The sequence below is a fragment of the Rugamonas rivuli genome (assembly GCF_009380165.1).
In the GTDB taxonomy this organism is placed as follows: Bacteria; Pseudomonadota; Gammaproteobacteria; order Burkholderiales; family Burkholderiaceae_D; genus Rugamonas; species Rugamonas rivuli.
This window is the reverse complement of sequence record NZ_WHUF01000008.1, coordinates 120,268-138,893: the sequence shown is the minus strand read 5'-3', so window position 1 is coordinate 138,893 and position 18,626 is coordinate 120,268. Positions and strand designations below refer to the sequence as shown.

General features: G+C 63.6%; 17 protein-coding genes. 3 read left to right on the top strand and 14 right to left on the bottom strand.

What is annotated here, in order from left to right:
• Window positions 1–16 precede the first annotated feature (16 nt).
• From GEV01_RS25995 to leuS, 12 genes are all read right to left on the bottom strand, one after another.
• Window positions 17–256: a hypothetical protein gene (locus tag GEV01_RS25995; protein WP_152808565.1), complete on the bottom strand. Its 240-nt coding sequence runs from the start codon at window positions 254–256 to the stop codon at window positions 17–19.
• A 79-nt stretch (window positions 257–335) separates the two neighbouring features.
• Window positions 336–1,931, bottom strand: a complete 1,596-nt coding sequence (locus GEV01_RS25990) for an SEL1-like repeat protein (protein WP_152808563.1) — start codon at window positions 1,929–1,931, stop codon at window positions 336–338.
• Between the two features lie 19 nt (window positions 1,932–1,950).
• Window positions 1,951–4,221 carry a putative bifunctional diguanylate cyclase/phosphodiesterase gene (locus tag GEV01_RS25985; RefSeq protein WP_152808892.1) on the bottom strand — a complete coding sequence of 757 codons (2,271 nt, stop codon included), beginning with the start codon at window positions 4,219–4,221 and terminating at the stop codon, window positions 1,951–1,953.
• A gap of 7 nt (window positions 4,222–4,228) precedes the next feature.
• Window positions 4,229–6,376 carry an HDOD domain-containing protein gene (locus GEV01_RS25980; RefSeq protein ID WP_235914586.1) on the bottom strand — a complete coding sequence of 716 codons (2,148 nt, stop codon included), beginning with the start codon at window positions 6,374–6,376 and terminating at the stop codon, window positions 4,229–4,231.
• A gap of 151 nt (window positions 6,377–6,527) precedes the next feature.
• The gene (locus tag GEV01_RS25975) at window positions 6,528–7,808 is read right to left on the bottom strand and encodes a multidrug effflux MFS transporter (RefSeq protein WP_175023228.1); all 1,281 of its coding nucleotides are present in this window, start codon (window positions 7,806–7,808) and stop codon (window positions 6,528–6,530) included.
• A 50-nt stretch (window positions 7,809–7,858) separates the two neighbouring features.
• Window positions 7,859–9,061, bottom strand: coding sequence for a THUMP domain-containing class I SAM-dependent RNA methyltransferase (locus tag GEV01_RS25970; protein WP_373994841.1), 1,203 nt, complete (start codon window positions 9,059–9,061; stop codon window positions 7,859–7,861).
• A gap of 29 nt (window positions 9,062–9,090) precedes the next feature.
• Window positions 9,091–9,693, bottom strand: a complete 603-nt coding sequence (locus GEV01_RS25965; protein ID WP_152808561.1) for a 2-hydroxychromene-2-carboxylate isomerase — start codon at window positions 9,691–9,693, stop codon at window positions 9,091–9,093.
• Between the two features lie 10 nt (window positions 9,694–9,703).
• Window positions 9,704–10,120, bottom strand: a complete 417-nt coding sequence (locus GEV01_RS25960; protein WP_152808559.1) for a CopD family protein — start codon at window positions 10,118–10,120, stop codon at window positions 9,704–9,706.
• A gap of 8 nt (window positions 10,121–10,128) precedes the next feature.
• On the bottom strand, window positions 10,129–11,394 hold the full coding sequence (locus GEV01_RS25955) for a glutamate-5-semialdehyde dehydrogenase (protein ID WP_152808557.1): 1,266 nt from the start codon (window positions 11,392–11,394) through the stop codon (window positions 10,129–10,131).
• 11 nt (window positions 11,395–11,405) lie between these two features.
• Window positions 11,406–12,422 carry a DNA polymerase III subunit delta gene (holA, locus tag GEV01_RS25950; RefSeq protein ID WP_152808555.1) on the bottom strand — a complete coding sequence of 339 codons (1,017 nt, stop codon included), beginning with the start codon at window positions 12,420–12,422 and terminating at the stop codon, window positions 11,406–11,408.
• A gap of 9 nt (window positions 12,423–12,431) precedes the next feature.
• Window positions 12,432–13,007: an LPS-assembly lipoprotein LptE gene (locus GEV01_RS25945; RefSeq protein ID WP_152808553.1), complete on the bottom strand. Its 576-nt coding sequence runs from the start codon at window positions 13,005–13,007 to the stop codon at window positions 12,432–12,434.
• 12 nt (window positions 13,008–13,019) lie between these two features.
• Window positions 13,020–15,650 carry a leucine--tRNA ligase gene (gene leuS / locus GEV01_RS25940; RefSeq protein WP_152808551.1) on the bottom strand — a complete coding sequence of 877 codons (2,631 nt, stop codon included), beginning with the start codon at window positions 15,648–15,650 and terminating at the stop codon, window positions 13,020–13,022.
• Window positions 15,651–15,794: 144 nt separating this feature from the next.
• Here leuS and GEV01_RS25935 point away from each other — a divergent pair, with 144 nt between their 5' ends.
• From GEV01_RS25935 to map, 3 genes are all read left to right on the top strand, one after another.
• Window positions 15,795–16,547, top strand: a complete 753-nt coding sequence (locus GEV01_RS25935) for a helix-turn-helix domain-containing protein (RefSeq protein WP_152808549.1) — start codon at window positions 15,795–15,797, stop codon at window positions 16,545–16,547.
• A 72-nt stretch (window positions 16,548–16,619) separates the two neighbouring features.
• Entirely contained in the window at window positions 16,620–16,985 is a 366-nt protein-coding gene (locus tag GEV01_RS25930; protein ID WP_152808547.1) for a VOC family protein, read from the top strand.
• Between the two features lie 59 nt (window positions 16,986–17,044).
• Entirely contained in the window at window positions 17,045–17,881 is an 837-nt protein-coding gene (map, locus tag GEV01_RS25925) for a type I methionyl aminopeptidase (protein WP_152808545.1), read from the top strand.
• Here map and GEV01_RS25920 read toward each other — a convergent pair.
• Together GEV01_RS25920 and GEV01_RS25915 are read right to left on the bottom strand one after the other, a co-directional pair.
• On the bottom strand, window positions 17,868–18,194 hold the full coding sequence (locus GEV01_RS25920; protein ID WP_008452822.1) for a barstar family protein: 327 nt from the start codon (window positions 18,192–18,194) through the stop codon (window positions 17,868–17,870). The genes map and GEV01_RS25920 overlap by 14 nt on opposite strands.
• Window positions 18,194–18,619 (bottom strand): ExbD/TolR family protein, encoded by a 426-nt coding sequence (locus GEV01_RS25915; protein ID WP_152808543.1) that lies wholly within the window; start codon window positions 18,617–18,619, stop codon window positions 18,194–18,196. The genes GEV01_RS25920 and GEV01_RS25915 overlap by 1 nt, the downstream gene beginning before the upstream one ends.
• Window positions 18,620–18,626: the final 7 nt, after the last annotated feature.

The window sequence follows — 18,626 nt, the reverse complement described above, 5'->3', positions numbered from 1 at the left end:
GTCCCGTGCGAAACAATTACTTGGTGTAGGGTGCAGCCTGGCCGCGCGAATCGCGGTCGTAGTCGGAACCTTCAGTGGCAGACAGCGTCTGGCCCGTGCCCTTGGAAGGGATGCGCGTGCCGGTCAGCGGACGAATCTGGGATGGCTTGACGGCAGGCGCCGAAGCGTCGGCCTGGACGATAGGCTGATCCACGGTGGCGCAGGCGGTCAAACCGACCAGGCTGGCGAGCATTGCGGCGGTCAAAAATTTGTTCATAAGACACCCTATGTTTTAGTTGGTTTTTAGATATTAACTATAAAATAACTAGCGTGTCTACCGTTGTTACAGAATAGTTTTAACCAGGTAGCAATTCGAGACGCTCGCGCGCTTGCGCCAGCTGGCTGCTGTCCATGCGGGCGGCGGCATTTTTCAGGTAGCGGCCGGCGGCGGCATAGCCGCTGCGCTCGGCCATCGCCAGCCACATCCAGGCCTGCGCGATATCGGCGCGCACGCCCTGGCCCACCATGAACATCAGGCCCAGGTTGAACTGCGCGCGCGCATGGCCCTGGCCGGCGGCCTTCAGATACCAGTGGTGGGCCTGCGCATAATCCTGCGCCAGGCCCTGGCCGTTGTCGTAGCGCAGGCCGAGCGTGAACTGGGCCAGCGCATGGCCCTGCTCCGCCGCCTTGGCGTACCAGCCGTTGGCCTGGGCGCAATCGGGCTGCGGACCATCGTCCTTGTCGAACAGCAGGCCGAGGTTGTACTGGGCCGCCGCGTAATCCTGCTCGGCGGCGCGGCGGTACCAGGCCATGGCCTTGCGGTCGTCGCGCGGCACGCCGCGTCCCGTTTCGTAGCGCAGGCCGAGGTCGAACTGCGCCCGCAGATGGCCCTGGTCGGCCGCCTTGCGGTACCAGAAGATCGCCTCCTGGTGATCCTGCACCACGCCGTGGCCGGCGTCGTACAGCATGCCCAGATGATATTGCGCGCCGGGGAAGCCCTGCTCGGCCGCCTTGCGGTACCAGAACTGCGCCTGCTCGTAATCCTGCGCCACGCCCTGGCCGTGATCGTAGCGCAGACCCAGGTTGTTCTGCGCCGCCGCGTGGCCCTGCTCGGCCGCCTTGCGGTACCAGTCCAGCGCCTTCTGCTCGTCGCGCGGCACGCCCTGGCCGTTGTCGTAGATCAGGCCCAGATTGAACTGCGAGCTGGCGTGGTCCTGCTCGGCCGCGCGGCGATACCACAGGATGGCCTTCTGGCTGTCTTGCGCGATGCCGTCGCCCTTGTCGAAGCGCAGCGCCAGGTTGAACTGCGCCGGCGCATAGCCCTGGTCGGCCGCCTTGCGGTACCAGGACATCGCCTGGCCCACATCCTGCGGCACGCCCTGGCCGTTGTCGTAGCGCAGGCCGAGGTTGAACTGCGCGCGCGGATAGCCCTGCTCGGCCGCCTTGCGGTACCAGGCGATGGCTTGCTTGAAGTCCTGCGGCACACCCTTGCCGGTGTCGTACATCATGCCGAGATTGTTTTGCGCGCCGGCGTCGCCCTGGTCGGCGGCCTTGCTGAACCAGTACATGGCCTTCTGCGTATCGGCGTCCAGGCCCTGGCCCTTGGCGTACAGCCAGCCCAGGTTGTACTGGGCGGCGGCGTAGCCCTGCTCGGCGGCCAGCTGGTACCACGCGGCCGCCTCCTGGTAATTCTGCTCGACGCCCTGGCCCTTCTGGTACATCACGCCCAGGTTGTACTGCGCGTGTTCGAGGCCGGACTGCGCGGCCTGGCGATACCAGACCACCGCCAGCTCATAGCTTTGCGCCACGCCCTGGCCGTTGAAATACATAAAGCCCAGGCTATGCTGGGCATTGGCGACGCCGCGCTCGGCCAGTCCCTTGACGCGCAAGAACTCGGCCGTATAAGTGCTGCCGTTATTTGCGTCGGCTTCGTTGGGACTGTATTTCGTCATACCGTTTTTCTACGCTGCTTCAGGCTTGGATTGCGATCATCGCCGGTTGGGTGTCTAAAGTGGGGACCGCATGCAGCACATGGCCCGACGGCGGCGCCGTCAGGCGGCCCTGCTCCTGCAGCACGTCCATGAAGCTGGCCAGCGAAATCGGCCGGTGGTACAGATAGCCCTGCATCGTGGTGCAGCCGTTGGCTTGCAGGTAGCGCGCCTGCACCTCGGTCTCCACGCCTTCCGCCACCAGGTGCAAGCCGAGGCCGCGCGCGATGGAGATGATCGCCAGGATCACCGGATAGTGGCCGTTCTCGTCGTGGATCTCCTTGACGAAGGACTGGTCGATCTTGATCGTGTGGATAGGGAAGCGGTGCAGATACGACAGCGACGAATAGCCGGTTCCGAAATCGTCGATCGCCACCGACACGCCCAGCTGGCACAACTTGTTCAACTGCTCGATCGCATACTGCGGATTGCGGATGCAGATGTTCTCGGTGATCTCGACTTCGATCTGCGCCGGCGAAATGCCGTAGCGCGTCAGCGCGCCGCGCATCTTCTCGAAGAAATCGCCACGGTCCAGATACTGCGGCGACAGGTTCAGCGACAGGCGGATCGCCTCGCCGCCGGCCGCGTTCCATTGCAGCAGATCGCGGCACAACGCGCCCAGCATCCAGTCGGAGATCGGCAGCATCAGGCCATTCTCTTCGGCGAACGGCAGGAACTCGCCGGCCGACAGCAGGCCGCGCTGCGGATGGTTCCAGCGCATCAGGCCTTCGGCGCCGATGATGCGGCCCGTGGCCACGTCGACCTGCGGCTGGTAGTACATTTCCAGCTCGTTCAGCTCCAGCGCCTTGCGCAGGCTCTGCTCCAGCGCGATCTTCTGGTGCGACACGTCCAGCATCGAGTTGTGATAGAAGCTGTGGCCATTCTTGCCCAGCGCCTTCACTTGGTACATGGCGATGTCCGCATGGCGCAGCAGCTCGTCGATGGTCTCGCCGTCGCCCGGGTAAATCGCGATGCCGATCGAGGCCGAGATGTGCACCTCGTGACCATCGAGATCGAAGGGCTTGTGCAGGCTTTCGAGGAATTTGTCGGCGATGGACTTGGCGTCCTGGCGGTCGCGCAGCTCCGGCAGCACGATGGTGAATTCGTCGCCGCCCTGGCGGGCCAGCGTATCGCCGCGGCGCAGGCAATCCTTGAGGCGCTGCGCCACCTGCTGCAGCAGCTCGTCGCCCTTGACGTGGCCCAGCGTATCGTTGACCAGCTTGAAGCGGTCCAGGTCGACGAACATCACGGCCAGCTCGGTCAACTTGCGCTTGGCCTGGATCACGGCCAGGCCCAGGCGGTCCTTGAACAGCATGCGGTTAGGCAGGTCGGTCAGGATGTCGTGGTAGGCCTGGTAGGAGATCACTTCCTCGGCGCGTTTGCGGTCGGTGATGTCGCGCGCCACGCCGTAGGTGCCGAAGAACTCGTGCTTCTTCACCTCGTGGTCGGGGATGTGCATGCCGATCGCGTTGAGCGAAATCGTCATCAGCGTGTTGTTGAAGGTGCGCTCGATGCCGCTGCCGGTATTGCACTTCAAACGCAGCTCGACGTTGCGCGAGGCGCGTTCGTCGACGCGGCGCTCGTTGAAGGCGTAGCGCGCGCGCTCCTGGTCTTCGTCGTGCACCAGCACCGAGTAGTGGCGGCCGATCAGCTCTTCGCGGGTAAAGCCCAGCAGCTGCTGCACGCGGTCGTTCACGAACGTGAACTTGCCTTCGTGGTTCAGGGTGTAGATGATGTCCGGCGAGCTGTCCACCAGGTAGCGGTACATCTTCTCCGAATTTTCCAGCTTGGAGGCGATGCGCTCGTTATCGATGGCCAGGCGGCGCTTTTGCAGCGCGTTCTCCACCGTCTTGAGCAGCTCCTCGCGGCTGTAAGGCTTGCGCAGGTAATCGTAGGCGCCGCGCTTCAAGGCGCCGATGGCCGCCTCGATGCCGACATCGCCGCTCATGACGATGACGTCGCCGTCGATCTCCTTGGCGTTGATGAAGTCCATGATCTCGTGGCCGCTCATGTCCGGCAGGCGCAGGTCGAGCAGGATCAGGTCGAATTTGAGCCTGGTCAGCTGGGCCAGCGCCTCGCTGCCGCAAGTGGCCGTGACCAGATGGTAGTCGCGGTCGCGCAGCAGTTCGTACAGGGATGACAGCAAACGCGGCTCGTCGTCTACGAGCAGGATGCGCGGGCAGTTATCGGGAAGGGCGACGGGGGCGTGGTCGTCCGTGGTGACAGCGGCTAGGCTGACTGGGTTCAGGTTCATCATGGCCTTAAACTGAATCCATCACCCGCGTTTGCACGCCGGCGACTTGACTGGTGCTGCCACGGGCGGGCAGCAGGATCTCAAAGGTGGTGCCCGTTTTACCGGAGCGGCAGGTGATCAGTCCCTGCATTTTCTTCACCAGGCTGTGGACGATGGACAGGCCCAGGCCGTGGTGCGCGCCTTCCTTGGTGCTGCGTACTGCGGAGAACAGATTGGCCAGCACCTCGGCCGACAGACCCGGGCCGGTGTCGCTGACCACCAGCTCCAGGTAAAGCTTGCGTTCGCGGTTGACGTGACCGCGATTCGAGATTTCGATCTTGCCGCCGTCGGCCAATGCTTCGACGGCGTTCTTAATCAGGTTGACCAGGATCTGCTTGAGCAGGTCGGCGTCGCCGTCGATTTCGGCCGGCTCCTCCTGCATGCGCACCACGATCTGCACCGAGGCCGGCACGAAGTCGGTGGCGCGGAACAGGCGCAGCACGTCGTCGACCACGCGGCCCACATCGGTCACGCGCGAGCTCTCGGTCGGCTGCAGGTCCGCCAGGCCGTTGATCAGCTGTCCGACGCGGTCGATCTCCTCGTTCAGGATGGACATCTCGCCCACCACCGGTTCGCGCTTGGCCAGCTTGCCGTCCAGGACCGACAGATAGTTCTTGATGATCGACAGCGGGTTGTTCACCTCGTGCACCACGCGGCGCGAGGCTTCACGGTATTCTTCGGCCACATGGGCGATCTGGCGCTTGGTGTGACCGCGCTCGCTGATCGCCGTCTCCAGCGCGGCGGCGGCCTGGGTGCCGAACGATTGCAGGAAGCGCTCGCGCTTCTGCAGGCCGGCCATCTGCCACGCCGGCGCGCCGCCGATCAACACGCCCAGGCAGCGCTGGTTGGCCACCAGCGGCAGGCACACCATGCCCTCGCTGCCGAGGATGCGGAACAGCTGTTCCTCGGCCACGCTCAGGGCCTGCGAATCGCGGCTGACGAAACTCAGCTTGCGCGCGCCCGCCGACTCGGCCACCACGCCGCCCTTGTTGAGCGGGATGACGAATTCGGCCAGCCGCTGCTGCTGGTCGCCGGTGGCGGTGCCGTGCAGCGCATGGCCGGTCGGATTCTCCAGCAGCACGATGGCGTTTTCAAAATCGAACAGGATGCGCGCCGAACGCGTCATCGCATCGAGCAGGCCGGCTTCGCCCTGCTGGCGCGCGAAGGTCTGGCCCATCTCGGACACCAGCACCATGTTGCGCACTTCCTCGGACAGCCGCTGCTGCACCGGATCGACCACCGGCGGCGCATAGGCCGACGGCGCCGGGATATCGTCGGCGCCGGCCAGGTCGATGCCCAGGTAGGCGGCCGACTTCTCCACCTGGCGGGCGGCGCTCTTGACGATCAGCTCCAACGCCTCGCCATCCAGGCCGCACAGGTGGCCGGCTTCGGCGATGGCCTGTTCCTGGTCTTCGTGGAAGCACAGCAGGTGCGCCAGGCGCACCACGCGGATCAGCGGATGCGCCGACTCCACGCGCGAAATCGGTTCATGGTGATACAGCACGCTGTCGGCCAGGAAGGAGTCCAGGTGCCAGCGCTCGATCAGCCAGGCGCCCGCTTCCGAGTGGGTGATTTGCAGCGTGCGCTGTTCGACGGCGCACAGGTCCTCGTCATCGCGCGCCATGAAGTTGAATGCGTACTCCTTGGGCGCGGTCGCCAGCAAGGCCAGGCGGCCGACGTTGTGCAGCAGGCCCGCCAGATAAGCCTCTTCGACGTGCGGGTACTCCATCTTCTTGGCGATGTCGCGGGCGATGACGGCGGTGGTCAGCGAGCCTTTCCAGAAGCCGCGCAGGTCGGTGCTGCTCGAATGCGGGAAGCTGTTAAAGGTCTGGAATACGGATTCGCTGATGACCAGCGTCTTGATCATGTCGGTGCCCAGCGACACCAGCGACTGCTCCAGGCCGACCACGCGCGCGTTGCGGTGGTACGCCGAGCTGTTGGCGACGGTGAGGATCTTGCTGGTCATCGCCGCATCCTTGGCGATCAGGGCGGCCAGCTCCGGCATGCCGGCGTCGTCGGCCTGCAAGTGCTCAATCAACTTAATGAGTATCTGCGGCATCGCCGGCAGACGGGCAATCAGCAGGCGATTGCGAATATCATGGTCAGGTTGATGCATCGTATCAAGCGTTGTCTGGGCCGGGTGCGTTGTGCAAAAAACGTGGGAAGAAACTCACTAGCAAAAAGTTATACTAACATAAAGTCTCGTTAGTAACTTAACAGCAAGTAAGATTTCTTTCTAAACTAACTCAATTTCCTGCCGTAAATAATTATTGGCCCGGATGGCGTAGTAGCATGCTCCGGTAATAGCGCGACGTCAACCACAAAACGAGAGCAGAGGTACTAAATGCCATCTGTCCTGCGGCTAACCAGAGCACGGAGTGTGATAGGAAGGGTGCGATCACCCCCGCCACGATGGCGCCGAGCAGGGTGGTGGCGAAAGATTGGCAGGATGCCACCGTTCCCCGGATATGCGGAAACAAGTCCAATGCCAGCAAGGTCGCCGCCGGCGCCACCACCGACATGCCGAAGGTGTAGAAGAACATCGGCGCCACCGACCAGGGCAGCGCGGGCGGCAGCAGCAAGTGGTAGCAAACGTTAAATATCGACGCCGCCAGCAGGAAACAAAAGCCAATACCAATCTGTCGCGAAAATGTCATCTTTCCGGCAATCCGGTTCGCCGCCAGCGCGCCGAGGAAAATCCCGCTCACCGACGGTATGAACAGCCAGCCGAACTGCGAGGCGCCCAGCCCCAGGTGCTGCGGCAGGAACACCGGCGCCGACGAGATGTACAGGAACAGGCCGGCGAAATTGCAGGCGACCACGCCGGACTTCATGTGGAACAGCGGCGAGCGCAGGATCTCGGTGTAGTTACGCAGCAGGAAGTGCGGATTGAAGGGATGGCGTTTTTCCTTCGGCAGCGTCTCCGGCAGGCGGCGGTAGCAGTAGATGAACAGCAGCACGCTGTAGGCCAGCAGCGCCAGGAAGATCGCGCGCCAGTCGAACAGCGTGACCACCCAGCCGCCCAGTATCGGCGCGATGGCCGGGGCGATCGAGAAGATCATCGTCACCATCGACAGCAGCCGCGCGGCGGCGGCGTCCTCGTAAAGGTCGCGGATGATGGCCCGCCCCACCACCACGCCGGCGCCGGACGACACGCCCTGCAGGATGCGGAAGGCCCACAGGTAATGCACGCTGTGCGCGGCGGCGCAGCCCAGCGTGCCGATGGCGAACATCACCAGCGACACCAGCACCACGTTGCGGCGGCCGAAGGCGTCCGACAGCGCGCCGTGCCACAGCACCATGCAGGCGAAGGACAGCATGTAGAAGGTCAGGCTTTGCTGCACCTCGATGGGCGTGGCGTTCAGCGTGGCCTGGATGTTGGGGAAGGCGGGAAGATAGGCGTCGATGGAGAAAGGCCCCAGCATCGACAACGCCGCCAGCACGGCGGCCAGCGCTGCGGCGCTGAGGACTTTCATGTGCGGGGGTGGCGGTTCCGGCACCTCCACGACGGGATCGGGAGGGAGATTGGCGGGAGGTGTGGGGAACATGCGGTGCTTTCCGGCGGTTGCGCCGCGCCGGAAAGCACGGCGCTTACTTCTTAAACTTCTTTAGGCTTGGCTGCTTCGCGGCGGTTGAAGCCCGCCACCATATCGAAGCGGAACAAGCGGCATTCCAGGGCGCCGTTGAAGAACGGCGTCTTGCGCGATTCCTTCAGGCGCAGCAGCTTCGGCAGGCCCAGGTCGGCCGTGAACAGGAACACCGTCCAGCCGGCGAAGCGCTGCTTCAAGGTGGTCGACAGCGCCGAGTAGAAGCTGGTCGCCAGTTCGTCTTCCGGCAGCGTGCTGTCGCCGCGCACGCCGATACGCTCGCCGTACGGAGGGTTGGTCAGCAGGATGCCCGGCTGCTCGGTCGGCGCCTTCACTTCCTGCGCCTCGATCTGCTTGAGCGGCACGTCGAACATGATGCCGGCGCACTTCAGGTTATGGCGCGTCATCGCCACCATGTCGCCCGAGATGTCGGAGCCGAAGATAGTCGGCGATTCCGGCAGCGGATTGGCCTTGATCGAATTCTTCATCTCGTTCCACGGCGCCGGATCGAAGTCGTTGAAGGCTTCGAAGGCAAAGCGGCGGCGCGCGCCCGGCGGAATGCCCTGCACCATCTGCGCCGCTTCGCACAGGATGGTGCCGGAGCCGCACATCGGGTCGAACAGCGGCATGCCCGGCTTCCAGCCCGACACGCGCAGCAGGCCGGCGGCCAGGTTCTCGCGCAGCGGCGCGTCGCCGGTCTCTTCACGCCAGCCGCGCTTGAACAGCGCTTCGCCGGAAGTGTCGAGGTAGATGATGAACTGGCGCGCGTCGAGGAAGCCGACGATGCGCATGTCCGGTTCCTTGGTGTTGACCGAAGGACGCTTGTCGAACTGGTCGCGGAAGCGGTCGCAGATCGCATCCTTGATTTTCAGCGTGGTGAACTCCAGGCTTTTCAGCGGGGACTTCACGGCGGTGACATCGACGCGGATGGTGTGGTCGTAGGTGAACCAGTCTTCCCACTGCTGCGCCAGCACCAGGTCGTAGATGTCGTTCTCGTTCTGGTAGCCGGTGACGGCCATGCGCATCAACACCCGCGACGCGATGCGCGAGTGCAGGTTGATGCGGTAGGAATCCAGCAGGTCGCCGGAGCAGTGCACGCCGCCCGGCACCTGGTTGTGCACCTTCATGGTGGTGCTCAGCAGGGCGATTTCGCCCAGTTCTTCGGCCAGCGCCGCTTCCATGCCGCGAGGGCATGGGCAAAAATAGGAAGCCATAGGTGTACCTTTTGTCCGTTAAAAAAAACTTACTTCTGCATTGCTCTTTCCAGGAAGTCCAGGCGGTCCTGGCCCCAGAAACTTTCACCATCCAACACATACCACGGTGAGCCGAACACACTGGCCGCCGTTGCGTCTTCCGTATTGCGGTCGTACTCGGCCTGCACGCTGGCCGTCTCCGCCGACTTGATCAGCGCCTTGCCATCAAGGCCGCAGCTGCCGGCGATCTGCACCAGCGTCTCTTCGTCGCCGATATTTTTATCTTCAGCCCACAGCCCGCGCATCACCGCGAACGACAGCGCCAGCGCCACGTCCACGCCATGCGTCAGGCGCGCGGCGATCACCATGCGGTTGGACAGCTCCGGCGAGACAGGGAAAAACTTCGGCTGCACATTGAGCGGAATGCCGAGGAACTCCGACCAGCGCGTCAATTCGACCAGGCGATAGGCCTGGCGCTGCGGCGCGCGCTTGGCCAGCGGCACGCCACCGGACACGCCGAACACCTTGCCCAGGTCCACCGGCCGCACTTCCACCTGCACGCCGTGCTGGCGTGCCATGGCGACAAAACGCTCATGGCCCAGATACGTCCAGGGCGAATGGGTGGCAAAAAAATACTGGCAGACTTTACTCATGACGCTCCGATCAGAAGGGTTTGACGACAACCAGCAGCACTACCGCCAGCACCATAAACACCGGCATTTCATTGAAGACGCGATACCACTTGTGACTGCGGGTATTGACGCCCTTCTCGAATTTTTTCAGGATGCCGCCGCACGCGTGGTGGTAGCCGATCACCAGCACCACGAAGAACAGCTTGGCGTGCAGCCAGTGCGGCAGCTCCTCGCCGTACTGCATCCACGCCAGGGTCGCTCCGAACACCACCGCAAACACCGACAACCACATCGAAAACCGATACAGCTTGCGCGCCATGAGCAGCAGGCGCGCGGTCGTGGCCTTGTCGGTTTCCATCGCCAGGTTGACGAAGATGCGCGGCAGGTAGAACACGCCCGACATCCAGGCAATCACGAAGAAAATGTGCAGTGCTTTAATCCAGAGCATAAGTCCCCTTATTGACGAATTTCGCCGTGACCGAACACGACGTACTTCAGCGAAGTCAAACCTTCCAGCCCCACCGGGCCGCGTGCATGCAGCTTGTCGTTGGAGATGCCGATCTCCGCGCCCAGGCCGTATTCGAAACCGTCGGCGAAGCGCGTCGACGCGTTGATCATCACCGACGCCGAATCGACTTCGCGCAGGAAGCGCATCGCATCCGTGTGGTCTTCGGTGATGATGGATTCCGTGTGCTTGGACGAGTAATGGTTGATGTGCTCCATCGCCTCATCGATGCCGGCGACGATCTTCACCGACAGGATCGCAGCCAGGTATTCGGTCGACCAGTCTTCCTCGGTGGCGGCCACCAGATGCGGGTAGCCGGCCAGGATCGCCATCGCTTCAGGATCGGCGCGCAGTTCGACCTGTTTGGTCGCGTACAGCTTGGCCAGTTCCGGCAGCACCACCGGCGCGATGGCGCGCGCCACCAGCAGCGTTTCCATGGTGTTGCAGGTGCCGTAGCGGTGGCACTTGGCGTTGAAGCCGATGTCCAGCGCCTTCTTCAGATCGGCCTTGGCGTCGATGTAGACGTGGCAGATGCCGTCCAGGTGCTTAATCATCGGCACCGTCGCCTCTTCCATCAGGCGCGCGATCAGGCCCTTGCCGCCGCGCGGCACGATCACGTCCACGTACTGCGGCATGGTGATCAGCGCACCCACTGCGGCGCGGTCGGTGGTGTCGACCACCTGCACGCCGTCTTCAGGCAAGCCAGCGCCCAGCAGGCCTTCCTTGACCAGCTTGGCCAGCGCGCGGTTGCAGTGGATCGCTTCCGAACCGCCGCGCAGGATGGTGGCGTTGCCGCTCTTGATGCACAGGCCCGCCGCGTCCACCGTCACGTTGGGACGCGATTCGTAGATGATGCCGATCACGCCCAGCGGCACGCGCATCTGGCCGACCTGGATGCCGGTCGGGCGGAATTTCAGGCCGGTGATTTCACCGATCGGATCGGGCAGCGCGACGATCTGGCGCAGGCCTTCCACCATCGTCGCGATGGCCTGGTCGGACAGCGCCAGGCGGTCCAGCATGGCCGGGGCCAGGCCGTTCGCGGCCGCCGCGTCCATGTCGAGCTGATTGGCGGCGCGCAGCTGGGCGGCGTCGCGTTCGATCGCGTCGGCGATCAGCGTCAGCGCGCGGTTGCGGGTCGCGCTGTCGGCACGGGCCATGGCGCGCGATGCCTTGCGCGCCTGCTGGCCCAGTTGTTCCATGTAGTGCTTGATATCCATCGGTAGCTTTCCTAACCGCGTGCGACCTTCAAGGCTAGCTGCAGCATCGAATCCCACGCGTCGCCGGCATGCGCTTTGGCGCGCAAGCCCTTGATCATCTTGTCGACCTGCGCCGCGTCCTTCATCGCCGCTTCCAGTACCGGCAGCGAGATGCGGCGCAGCGCCGGCTCCATCATGCGTTCCTTCGGTCCCCAGATACGATACTCCTTGAGCAGCGCACCCAGCGGACGGCCCTGCGCCATGCCCGCCTTCAGCTTGAGCAGCGTGCGGATCTCCTCCGACACGGCCCACAGCACCAGCGGCAGCGCTTCGCCCTCGCCTTTCAAGCCTTCCAGCATGCGCACCAGACGCGCCGGGTCGCCCGACAGCATCGCTTCACTGAGCTTGAACACGTCGTAACGCGCCACGTTCAGCACCGCATCGTGCACCTGCTCGTAGGTCAGCTTGCCCGGCTCGTGCAGCAAGGCCAACTTCTGTATCTCCTGATGGGCCGCAAGCAGATTGCCTTCAACGCGATCGGCGATGAAATCGATGCTCTGTCTATCCGCGCTTTGCCCTTGTGCGGCAAGGCGCTGGCCTATCCAATTGGGTAACTGCCCCCGTTCAATCTGGGCGATGTCGATATACACCGCCGCCTGCTGCAGACTGGCGACCCAGGCCGCCTTCTGCGTCTGCCAATCCAGCTTCGGCAGCGTGATCAGGGTCAGGTTGTCCGGACTCAGGTCTTTCACATAATTCTGCAACGCCGCGCCGCCGTCCTTGCCGGGCTTACCGGTCGGGATGCGCAGCTCGATCAGCTTCTTGTCACCGAACAGCGACAGCGCCTGGTTGGCCGCCAGCAGCTCGCCCCACTTGAAGCTGCGCTCCACGGTCAGCACGTCGCGCTCGGAATAGCCTTGCGCGCGCGCCGCCTTGCGGATCTTGTCGGCGGCTTCCAGCGCCAGCAAGTGCTCGTCGCTGGTGATCACGTACAGCTGGGACAGCGACTTCGTCAAATGGCCGTCCAGCGCTTCCAACCTTAATTGCATCGCGCGTCCTTAGCGGCCAGGCGCGGCTGGCGCCGGCGGCGGCAGCGACACCTGCTGCGGCTTGATGGCCGCGATACGGCGCATCATCTGCTGCACCAGATCGGTCTGCATATCCTTGTACAGCAGCGCCTCTTCCTGTTCCTTCGCCAGCAACTGGGTTTCGTTGAAGTCGATGGGACGGGTCAGCAGGATCTGCGTGCTGCCCAGCAGCTCCTTGCCCTGCTTGTCCAGCACGCGGAACACGATGTTGTACGACAGCAGATACTGTCGCACGCGGCCATTGCTGTTCAGCGACAGGATGGTCTTGGTGCGGGTTTTCTCCGGATCGGAAATCACCTCGACCACGCCATCCGCATCCTTGGACGCATTGACCACGGTGGTGCCGCCGTTGGCGCGGATGTTGCGTTTCAAATCGATGGCCAATGGCGACGCTTCCGGCAGTCCGATGTACATCGTCGGGAACGGCAGCGTGTAGTGGCCGCCGTCGCCGCGCAGATGGAAGCCGCAGGCCGACACGGTCAGCGCCACGGCCAGCACCGCACCGGCCAGGCGGCCGCGCCGGAACAACTCGGAAGTAGTCAGCATGTTTGAACCCGGTTAAACCACGATGTTGATCAATTTGCCCGGCACGACGATGATCTTCTTCGGCGTACCTTCGATGAACTTCTGCACCGCCTCGTTGGCCAGTGCCGCAGCCTCGATGCTCGCCTTGTCGGCGGTCTTGGCCACCACCACGCTGCCGCGCAGCTTGCCGTTCACCTGGATCATCATTTCGATCTCGGACTGCTCCAGCGCAGCAGGGTCCACTTGCGGCCACTGCACGTTGAGGATGTCGCCGTGCGCCTTGGCGTAGCCCAGTTCTTCCCACAGCACGTGGGTGATGTGCGGAGCGACAGGGTTCAGCAGGCGCAGGAAGATCGCGTAGCCTTCAGCGACCGACGCGGCATCCGCATCCTTGGCCGATTCCAGCGTGTTGAGCATCTTCATGCAGGCCGATACCACGGTGTTGTACTGGATGCGCTTGATGTCGTAGTCGGCTTGCTGCAGCACCTTGTGCAGTTCGCGGCGCAGGGCCTTGCCTGCGTCGGTAGTGGCGACGGCGGTCAGCGGTGCGCCGGCGGCGGCGATTGCTTCACGCTGCGCGTAGCCGAAGGCCCACACGCGGCGCAGGAAGCGGTTGGCGCCTTCGACGCCGCTGCCCGACCATTCCAGCGTCTGTTCCGGCGGCGAGGCGAACATGGTGAACAGGCGCGCGGTGTCGGCGCCGTACTGGTCGATCTGCGCGGCAGGGTCGATGCCGTTGTTCTTCGACTTCGACATCTTCTCGGTGCCGCCGATGTTGACCGGCTGGCCGTCGGCCTTCGAGGTCGCGCCTTGCGGGCGGCCCTTGTCGTCCAGCGTCAGGTCGACGTCGGCCGGATTGAACCAGGTCTTCTTGCCGGCTGCGTCTTCGCGGTAGTAGGTCTCGTTCAGTACCATGCCTTGCGTGAGCAGGTTGGTGAACGGCTCGTCGAACTTGACCAGGCCGAAGTCGCGCATGATCTTGGTCCAGAAGCGCGCGTACAGCAGGTGCATGACGGCGTGTTCGATGCCGCCGATGTACTGGTCCATCGGCATCCAGTAGTCATTGCGCTCGTCGACCATGGCCTTGTCGGCGCCCGGCGAGGTATAGCGCATGTAGTACCACGACGAATCGACGAAGGTGTCCATCGTATCGGTTTCGCGGCGCGCAGGCTTGCCGCACTGCGGGCAGTCGCACTTGAGGAAGGCTTCGTATTTGTTCAGCGGGTTGCCGGTACCATCGGGTACGCAGTCTTCCGGCAGCACGACCGGCAGATCTTTTTCCGGCACCGGCACCACGCCGCAATCGCCGCAGTGGATCATCGGGATAGGCGTGCCCCAGTAGCGCTGGCGCGAGATGCCCCAGTCGCGCAGGCGGAAGGTGATCTTCTTCTCGCCCAGGCCCTGGGCTGCCATGTCGGCGGCCACCGCGTCAACGGCGGCGGCGTAGGCCAGGCCGTCGTACTTGCCGGAGTTGGTGACGATGGAGACTTCCTTGTCGCCGTACCATTCCTGCCAGGCTTCGGTCGAGAACTCTTTACCCTCGGCCTTGATGACCTGCTTGATAGTCAGATTGTATTTTTTGGCGAAGGCGAAATCGCGCTCGTCGTGCGCAGGCACGCCCATGACGGCGCCGTCGCCGTAGGTAATCAGCACGTAGTTGCCGACCCAGACTTCGACCTGCTCGCCGGTCAGCGGATGGGTGACGAACAAGCCGGTCGGCATGCCCTTCTTCTCCATCGTCGCCATGTCGGCTTCGATCACGGAGCCCAGCTTGCACTCGGCGTTGAAGGCGGCCAGTGCTGGATTGGTCTGCGCGGCGTGGATGGCCAGCGGGTGCTCGGCGGCCACGGCGCAGAAGGTCACGCCCATGATGGTGTCCGGGCGGGTGGTGAAGACGTACATTTTGCCGTCCTGGATCAGGGAACCGTCGGCGCCCTTGATCTGGTGCGGGAAGGCGAAGCGCACGCCGGTCGACTTGCCGATCCAGTTGGTCTGCATGGTGCGCACGCGCTCAGGCCAGCCTGGCAGCTTGTCGTCGACATAGGCCAGCAGCTCGTCGGCGTAGTCGGTGATGCGGGCGTAGTACATCGGGATTTCGCGCTTTTCGATCAGCGCGCCGGAACGCCAGCCGCGGCCGTCGACCACCTGTTCGTTGGCCAGCACGGTCTGGTCGATCGGATCCCAGTTCACGGTGCCGGTCTTTTTGTAGATGATGCCTTTTTCCAGCATCTTCAGGAACATCCACTGGTTCCACTTGTAGTATTCCGGCTTGCACGCGGTCATTTCGCGCGACCAGTCGATGGCCAGGCCCATGGACTCCATCTGCTCGCGCATGTGGGCGATGTTGGAGTAGGTCCATTGCGCAGGCGGCACGTTGTTGGCCATCGCCGCGTTTTCCGCAGGCATGCCGAACGCATCCCAGCCCATCGGCATGAGGACGTTGTAGCCGTTCATGCGCAGGTAGCGGTACATCACATCATTGATCGTATAGTTGCGGACGTGGCCCATGTGCAGCTTGCCCGATGGGTAAGGCAGCATCGAGCAGGCGTAATACTTCCCTTTCGGGAAACGCGGGTCGTGCTCGACGGCTTTGTAGGCGTCGATGGCTTTCCAGTGGGATTGAGCGGCTTTCTCTACGTCAGCGGGACTATATTTATCTTGCATGATGGTGTGCGGCCAATAAGTGAATATGAACCGGACATTATAACCCAGGGGGTCAAGTCTGACATTCGGACACGGGCTGTTCCGCAGTACGGCCGGGGCCGTGTCCGAATGTCAGACTTGACCCCAAGGTTATATACTGTGCGGATGTATTATCGCGAATATCCTCCCCACCCGGCGCTGGCCGCGCATGTCGAGTGCATGTGGGCGGCGTGCGCGCCTGGCGGTGCTCATACGCATCGGGTGTTGCCGGATAATTGCGTCGATATTCTTTGGCAGGACGGCGGCCAGCCCGGCTTCGCGGTCGGTATGATGAGCAGCTCCATCCTGGTCGCCAGCAGCGGGCCGCTGCGGACGGTAGCGGTGCGCTTCAAGCCCGGTGTGGCCGGCGCCTTCCTGGCCGCGCCGCTGCATGCGCTGACCGACCAGCGGGCCGATATCGATCAACTATGGGGCCGCAACGATGCCGAACGGCTGGCCGATGCGCTGTGGACCTGCGAGTTGTCCGACCGCGAGCGAATCGCCGTCATCGAGCATCAACTGCTGCTGCGCCTGCACACAGCGGGCAAGCCGGGCGATGCGGGCGATCTGCTGATCCGCCGCGCCCTGGCTGCGCTGGATGCCAGCGGCGGCGCCTTGCGCATCGAAGACCTGGCGGCGCAGCTGGGCGTGTCGCGCCAGCACATGGCGGCGCTGTTCCGAGCGCGGGTCGGGCTGTCGCCCAAGCTGTATGCGCGCATCTGCCGCTTCCGCCTGGCCGCCGCCGCGCTCAAGGCCACGCCGGCCCCGGACTGGGCGCAACTGGCGCTGGACTGCGGCTATTTCGATCAGTCGCACCTGATCCACGATTTCCAGGAGTTCGCCGGCAGCGCGCCGGAGCGCTTCCTGCACGCTGCCTAGCTTCCATTTTTACAATCGCAAACGGCGCCCTTGTGCCAAGATGATGTTTTCAACCTTTCAGTGGAGACAAGCATGATCAAGGGATTACGCACCGTGGCCTATCCGGTCGCCGACCTGGCCGGCGCCAAGGCCTGGTACAGCAAGGTATTCGACACCGCGCCCTACTTCGACCAGCCGTTCTACGTCGGCTTCAGCATCGGCGGCTTCGAGCTGGGCCTGATCCCGGACGGCAAACCGGGCCAGACCGGCAGCATGGTCTACTGGGGCGTGGACGATATCGCCGCAGAGGTGGACCGCATCGTCGCCCTGGGCGCCACCGTGCACGGCGCCATCCAGGACGTCGGCGAGAACATCAAGACGGTCGAACTGGCCGACCCGTTCGGCAATCTGCTTTGCCTGATCGACAACCCGCACTTCGACCTGAAGGCGGTGCGCTAGAGATCGCGGCACGCATTTGTGGCAGAATACGCGGCTTAAAAAATGAAAGAGGTCGTCCCATGTCCCGCCGTAACGCCAATCTGATCAAGTCGCCCGAGCAAATCGTCCTGGCGCGCGTCGCCGCCCAGCTGGCGGCCGATGTACTGACGATGATCGCGCCGCACGTCAAGGCGGGCGTCAGCACGGCCCACCTCGACCAGCTGTGCAACGACTACATCGTCAACGTGCAGCAGGCGATACCGGCCAACGTCGGCTATGGCGGCTTCCCGGCCACGGTGTGCAGCTCGGTCAACCACGTGGTCTGCCACGGCATTCCGGCGGCCGACCACATCCTCAAGGATGGCGACATCATCAACATCGACGTCGCCGTCATCAAGGATGGCTGGCATGGCGACACCAGCCGCATGTACTACGTCGGCGAACCGTCGAAGGCCACGCGCAAGCTGGTGGAGACCACCTATTCGGCGATGTGGGCCGGCATCCGCGCGGTCAAGCCGCGCGCGACGCTGGGCGATGTCGGCTTCGCGATCCAGACCATCGCCGAGAAGGCCGGCTACAGCGTGGTGCTCGACTACTGCGGCCACGGCATCGGCATGGTCTACCACGAAGAACCGCAGGTGACGCACTACGGCCGTCCGGGCCAGGGCGTGGTGCTCAAGCCGGGCATGCTGTTCACGATCGAGCCGATGATCAATGCCGGCAAGGCGGCGACCAAGGAATTGAGCGACGGCTGGACCGTCGAGACGCGCGACAAATCGCTGTCGGCGCAATGGGAGCACATGGTGCTGGTGACGGAAACCGGCTTCGAGGTGCTGACGCTGGCCCCGGGCGAAACCGGCGCCAAGGCGCTGATCCCGAACGCCGTGCCCGCCGGTGCCGCGCCTAGCGCAGCGTAAGTTTCAGGGCCGGCTTCTCGCCGTAGTCTTCGTAGCGCTCGTTGATGCCGGCCACGCAGTACGTCACTTCTTCCAGAATATCCGGGACCGCGGCCTTCATGGCCGCCGCGTCCTTGATGACGATTTCCAGCACCTCGTTCGGCTTCAGACGGAACTTGCTCATGCCGTCTTCATCGCGCAGATAGCTCAGGCAATCGACCCAGGCGTCCATGGTGTTGCCGTAGCCGTCGGGGAAACCCAGCGCGGCCTTGCAGGCGGCGTGGAAGCTGTCGAAGCCGGTGATTTCCGCGCCGTTCAATTCTGCGGTTGCCATTATTTTTTCTCTTTCTTGGGATCGGTGACGAAGCCCAATTTCGTTAATCCATTCGACTGCGCGGCCGCCATCACCTGCGCCACCACTTCGTAGCGGGTGTCCTTGTCGGCGCGCAGTTGCAGTTCCGGCTGCGGCTCCAGCTTGGCCGCTTCGACCAGGCGCGCTTCCAGCACGCTCTGCTCGACCGGGTCGTTATTCCAGAATATTTTGCCGGCGCCGTCGATAGACAGCGTCACCGTGGCCGGCTGCTGCGGGTTCGCTTGCGCCTGCGCCTTCGGCAAGTCCAGCTTGACCGAGTTGGTGAACATCGGCGCGCTGAGGATGAAGATCACCAGCAGCACCAGCATCACGTCCACCATCGGCGTGACGTTGATGTCGGCCATCGGCCCCGGATTGCGGTGGTGGTTGAATGCGCCAAAGCTCATGCCTGCT

What these genes read in the sequence shown, in the direction of transcription:
- GEV01_RS25955 (WP_152808557.1), bottom strand. Translation starts at nt 11,394, where the DNA reads ATGGATATCAAGCACTACATGGAACAACTGGGCCAGCAGGCGCGCAAG.
- GEV01_RS25995 (WP_152808565.1), bottom strand. Translation starts at nt 256, where the DNA reads ATGAACAAATTTTTGACCGCCGCAATGCTCGCCAGCCTGGTCGGTTTG.
- GEV01_RS25980 (WP_235914586.1), bottom strand. Translation starts at nt 6,376, where the DNA reads ATGCATCAACCTGACCATGATATTCGCAATCGCCTGCTGATTGCCCGT.
- map (WP_152808545.1), top strand. Translation starts at nt 17,045, where the DNA reads ATGTCCCGCCGTAACGCCAATCTGATCAAGTCGCCCGAGCAAATCGTC.
- leuS (WP_152808551.1), bottom strand. Translation starts at nt 15,650, where the DNA reads ATGCAAGATAAATATAGTCCCGCTGACGTAGAGAAAGCCGCTCAATCC.
- GEV01_RS25970 (WP_373994841.1), bottom strand. Translation starts at nt 9,061, where the DNA reads ATGGCTTCCTATTTTTGCCCATGCCCTCGCGGCATGGAAGCGGCGCTG.
- GEV01_RS25985 (WP_152808892.1), bottom strand. Translation starts at nt 4,221, where the DNA reads ATGAACCTGAACCCAGTCAGCCTAGCCGCTGTCACCACGGACGACCAC.
- GEV01_RS25975 (WP_175023228.1), bottom strand. Translation starts at nt 7,808, where the DNA reads ATGTTCCCCACACCTCCCGCCAATCTCCCTCCCGATCCCGTCGTGGAG.
- GEV01_RS25990 (WP_152808563.1), bottom strand. Translation starts at nt 1,931, where the DNA reads ATGACGAAATACAGTCCCAACGAAGCCGACGCAAATAACGGCAGCACT.
- GEV01_RS25965 (WP_152808561.1), bottom strand. Translation starts at nt 9,693, where the DNA reads ATGAGTAAAGTCTGCCAGTATTTTTTTGCCACCCATTCGCCCTGGACG.
- GEV01_RS25945 (WP_152808553.1), bottom strand. Translation starts at nt 13,007, where the DNA reads ATGCTGACTACTTCCGAGTTGTTCCGGCGCGGCCGCCTGGCCGGTGCG.
- GEV01_RS25920 (WP_008452822.1), bottom strand. Translation starts at nt 18,194, where the DNA reads ATGGCAACCGCAGAATTGAACGGCGCGGAAATCACCGGCTTCGACAGC.
- GEV01_RS25930 (WP_152808547.1), top strand. Translation starts at nt 16,620, where the DNA reads ATGATCAAGGGATTACGCACCGTGGCCTATCCGGTCGCCGACCTGGCC.
- holA (WP_152808555.1), bottom strand. Translation starts at nt 12,422, where the DNA reads ATGCAATTAAGGTTGGAAGCGCTGGACGGCCATTTGACGAAGTCGCTG.
- GEV01_RS25960 (WP_152808559.1), bottom strand. Translation starts at nt 10,120, where the DNA reads ATGCTCTGGATTAAAGCACTGCACATTTTCTTCGTGATTGCCTGGATG.
- GEV01_RS25915 (WP_152808543.1), bottom strand. Translation starts at nt 18,619, where the DNA reads ATGAGCTTTGGCGCATTCAACCACCACCGCAATCCGGGGCCGATGGCC.
- GEV01_RS25935 (WP_152808549.1), top strand. Translation starts at nt 15,795, where the DNA reads ATGTATTATCGCGAATATCCTCCCCACCCGGCGCTGGCCGCGCATGTC.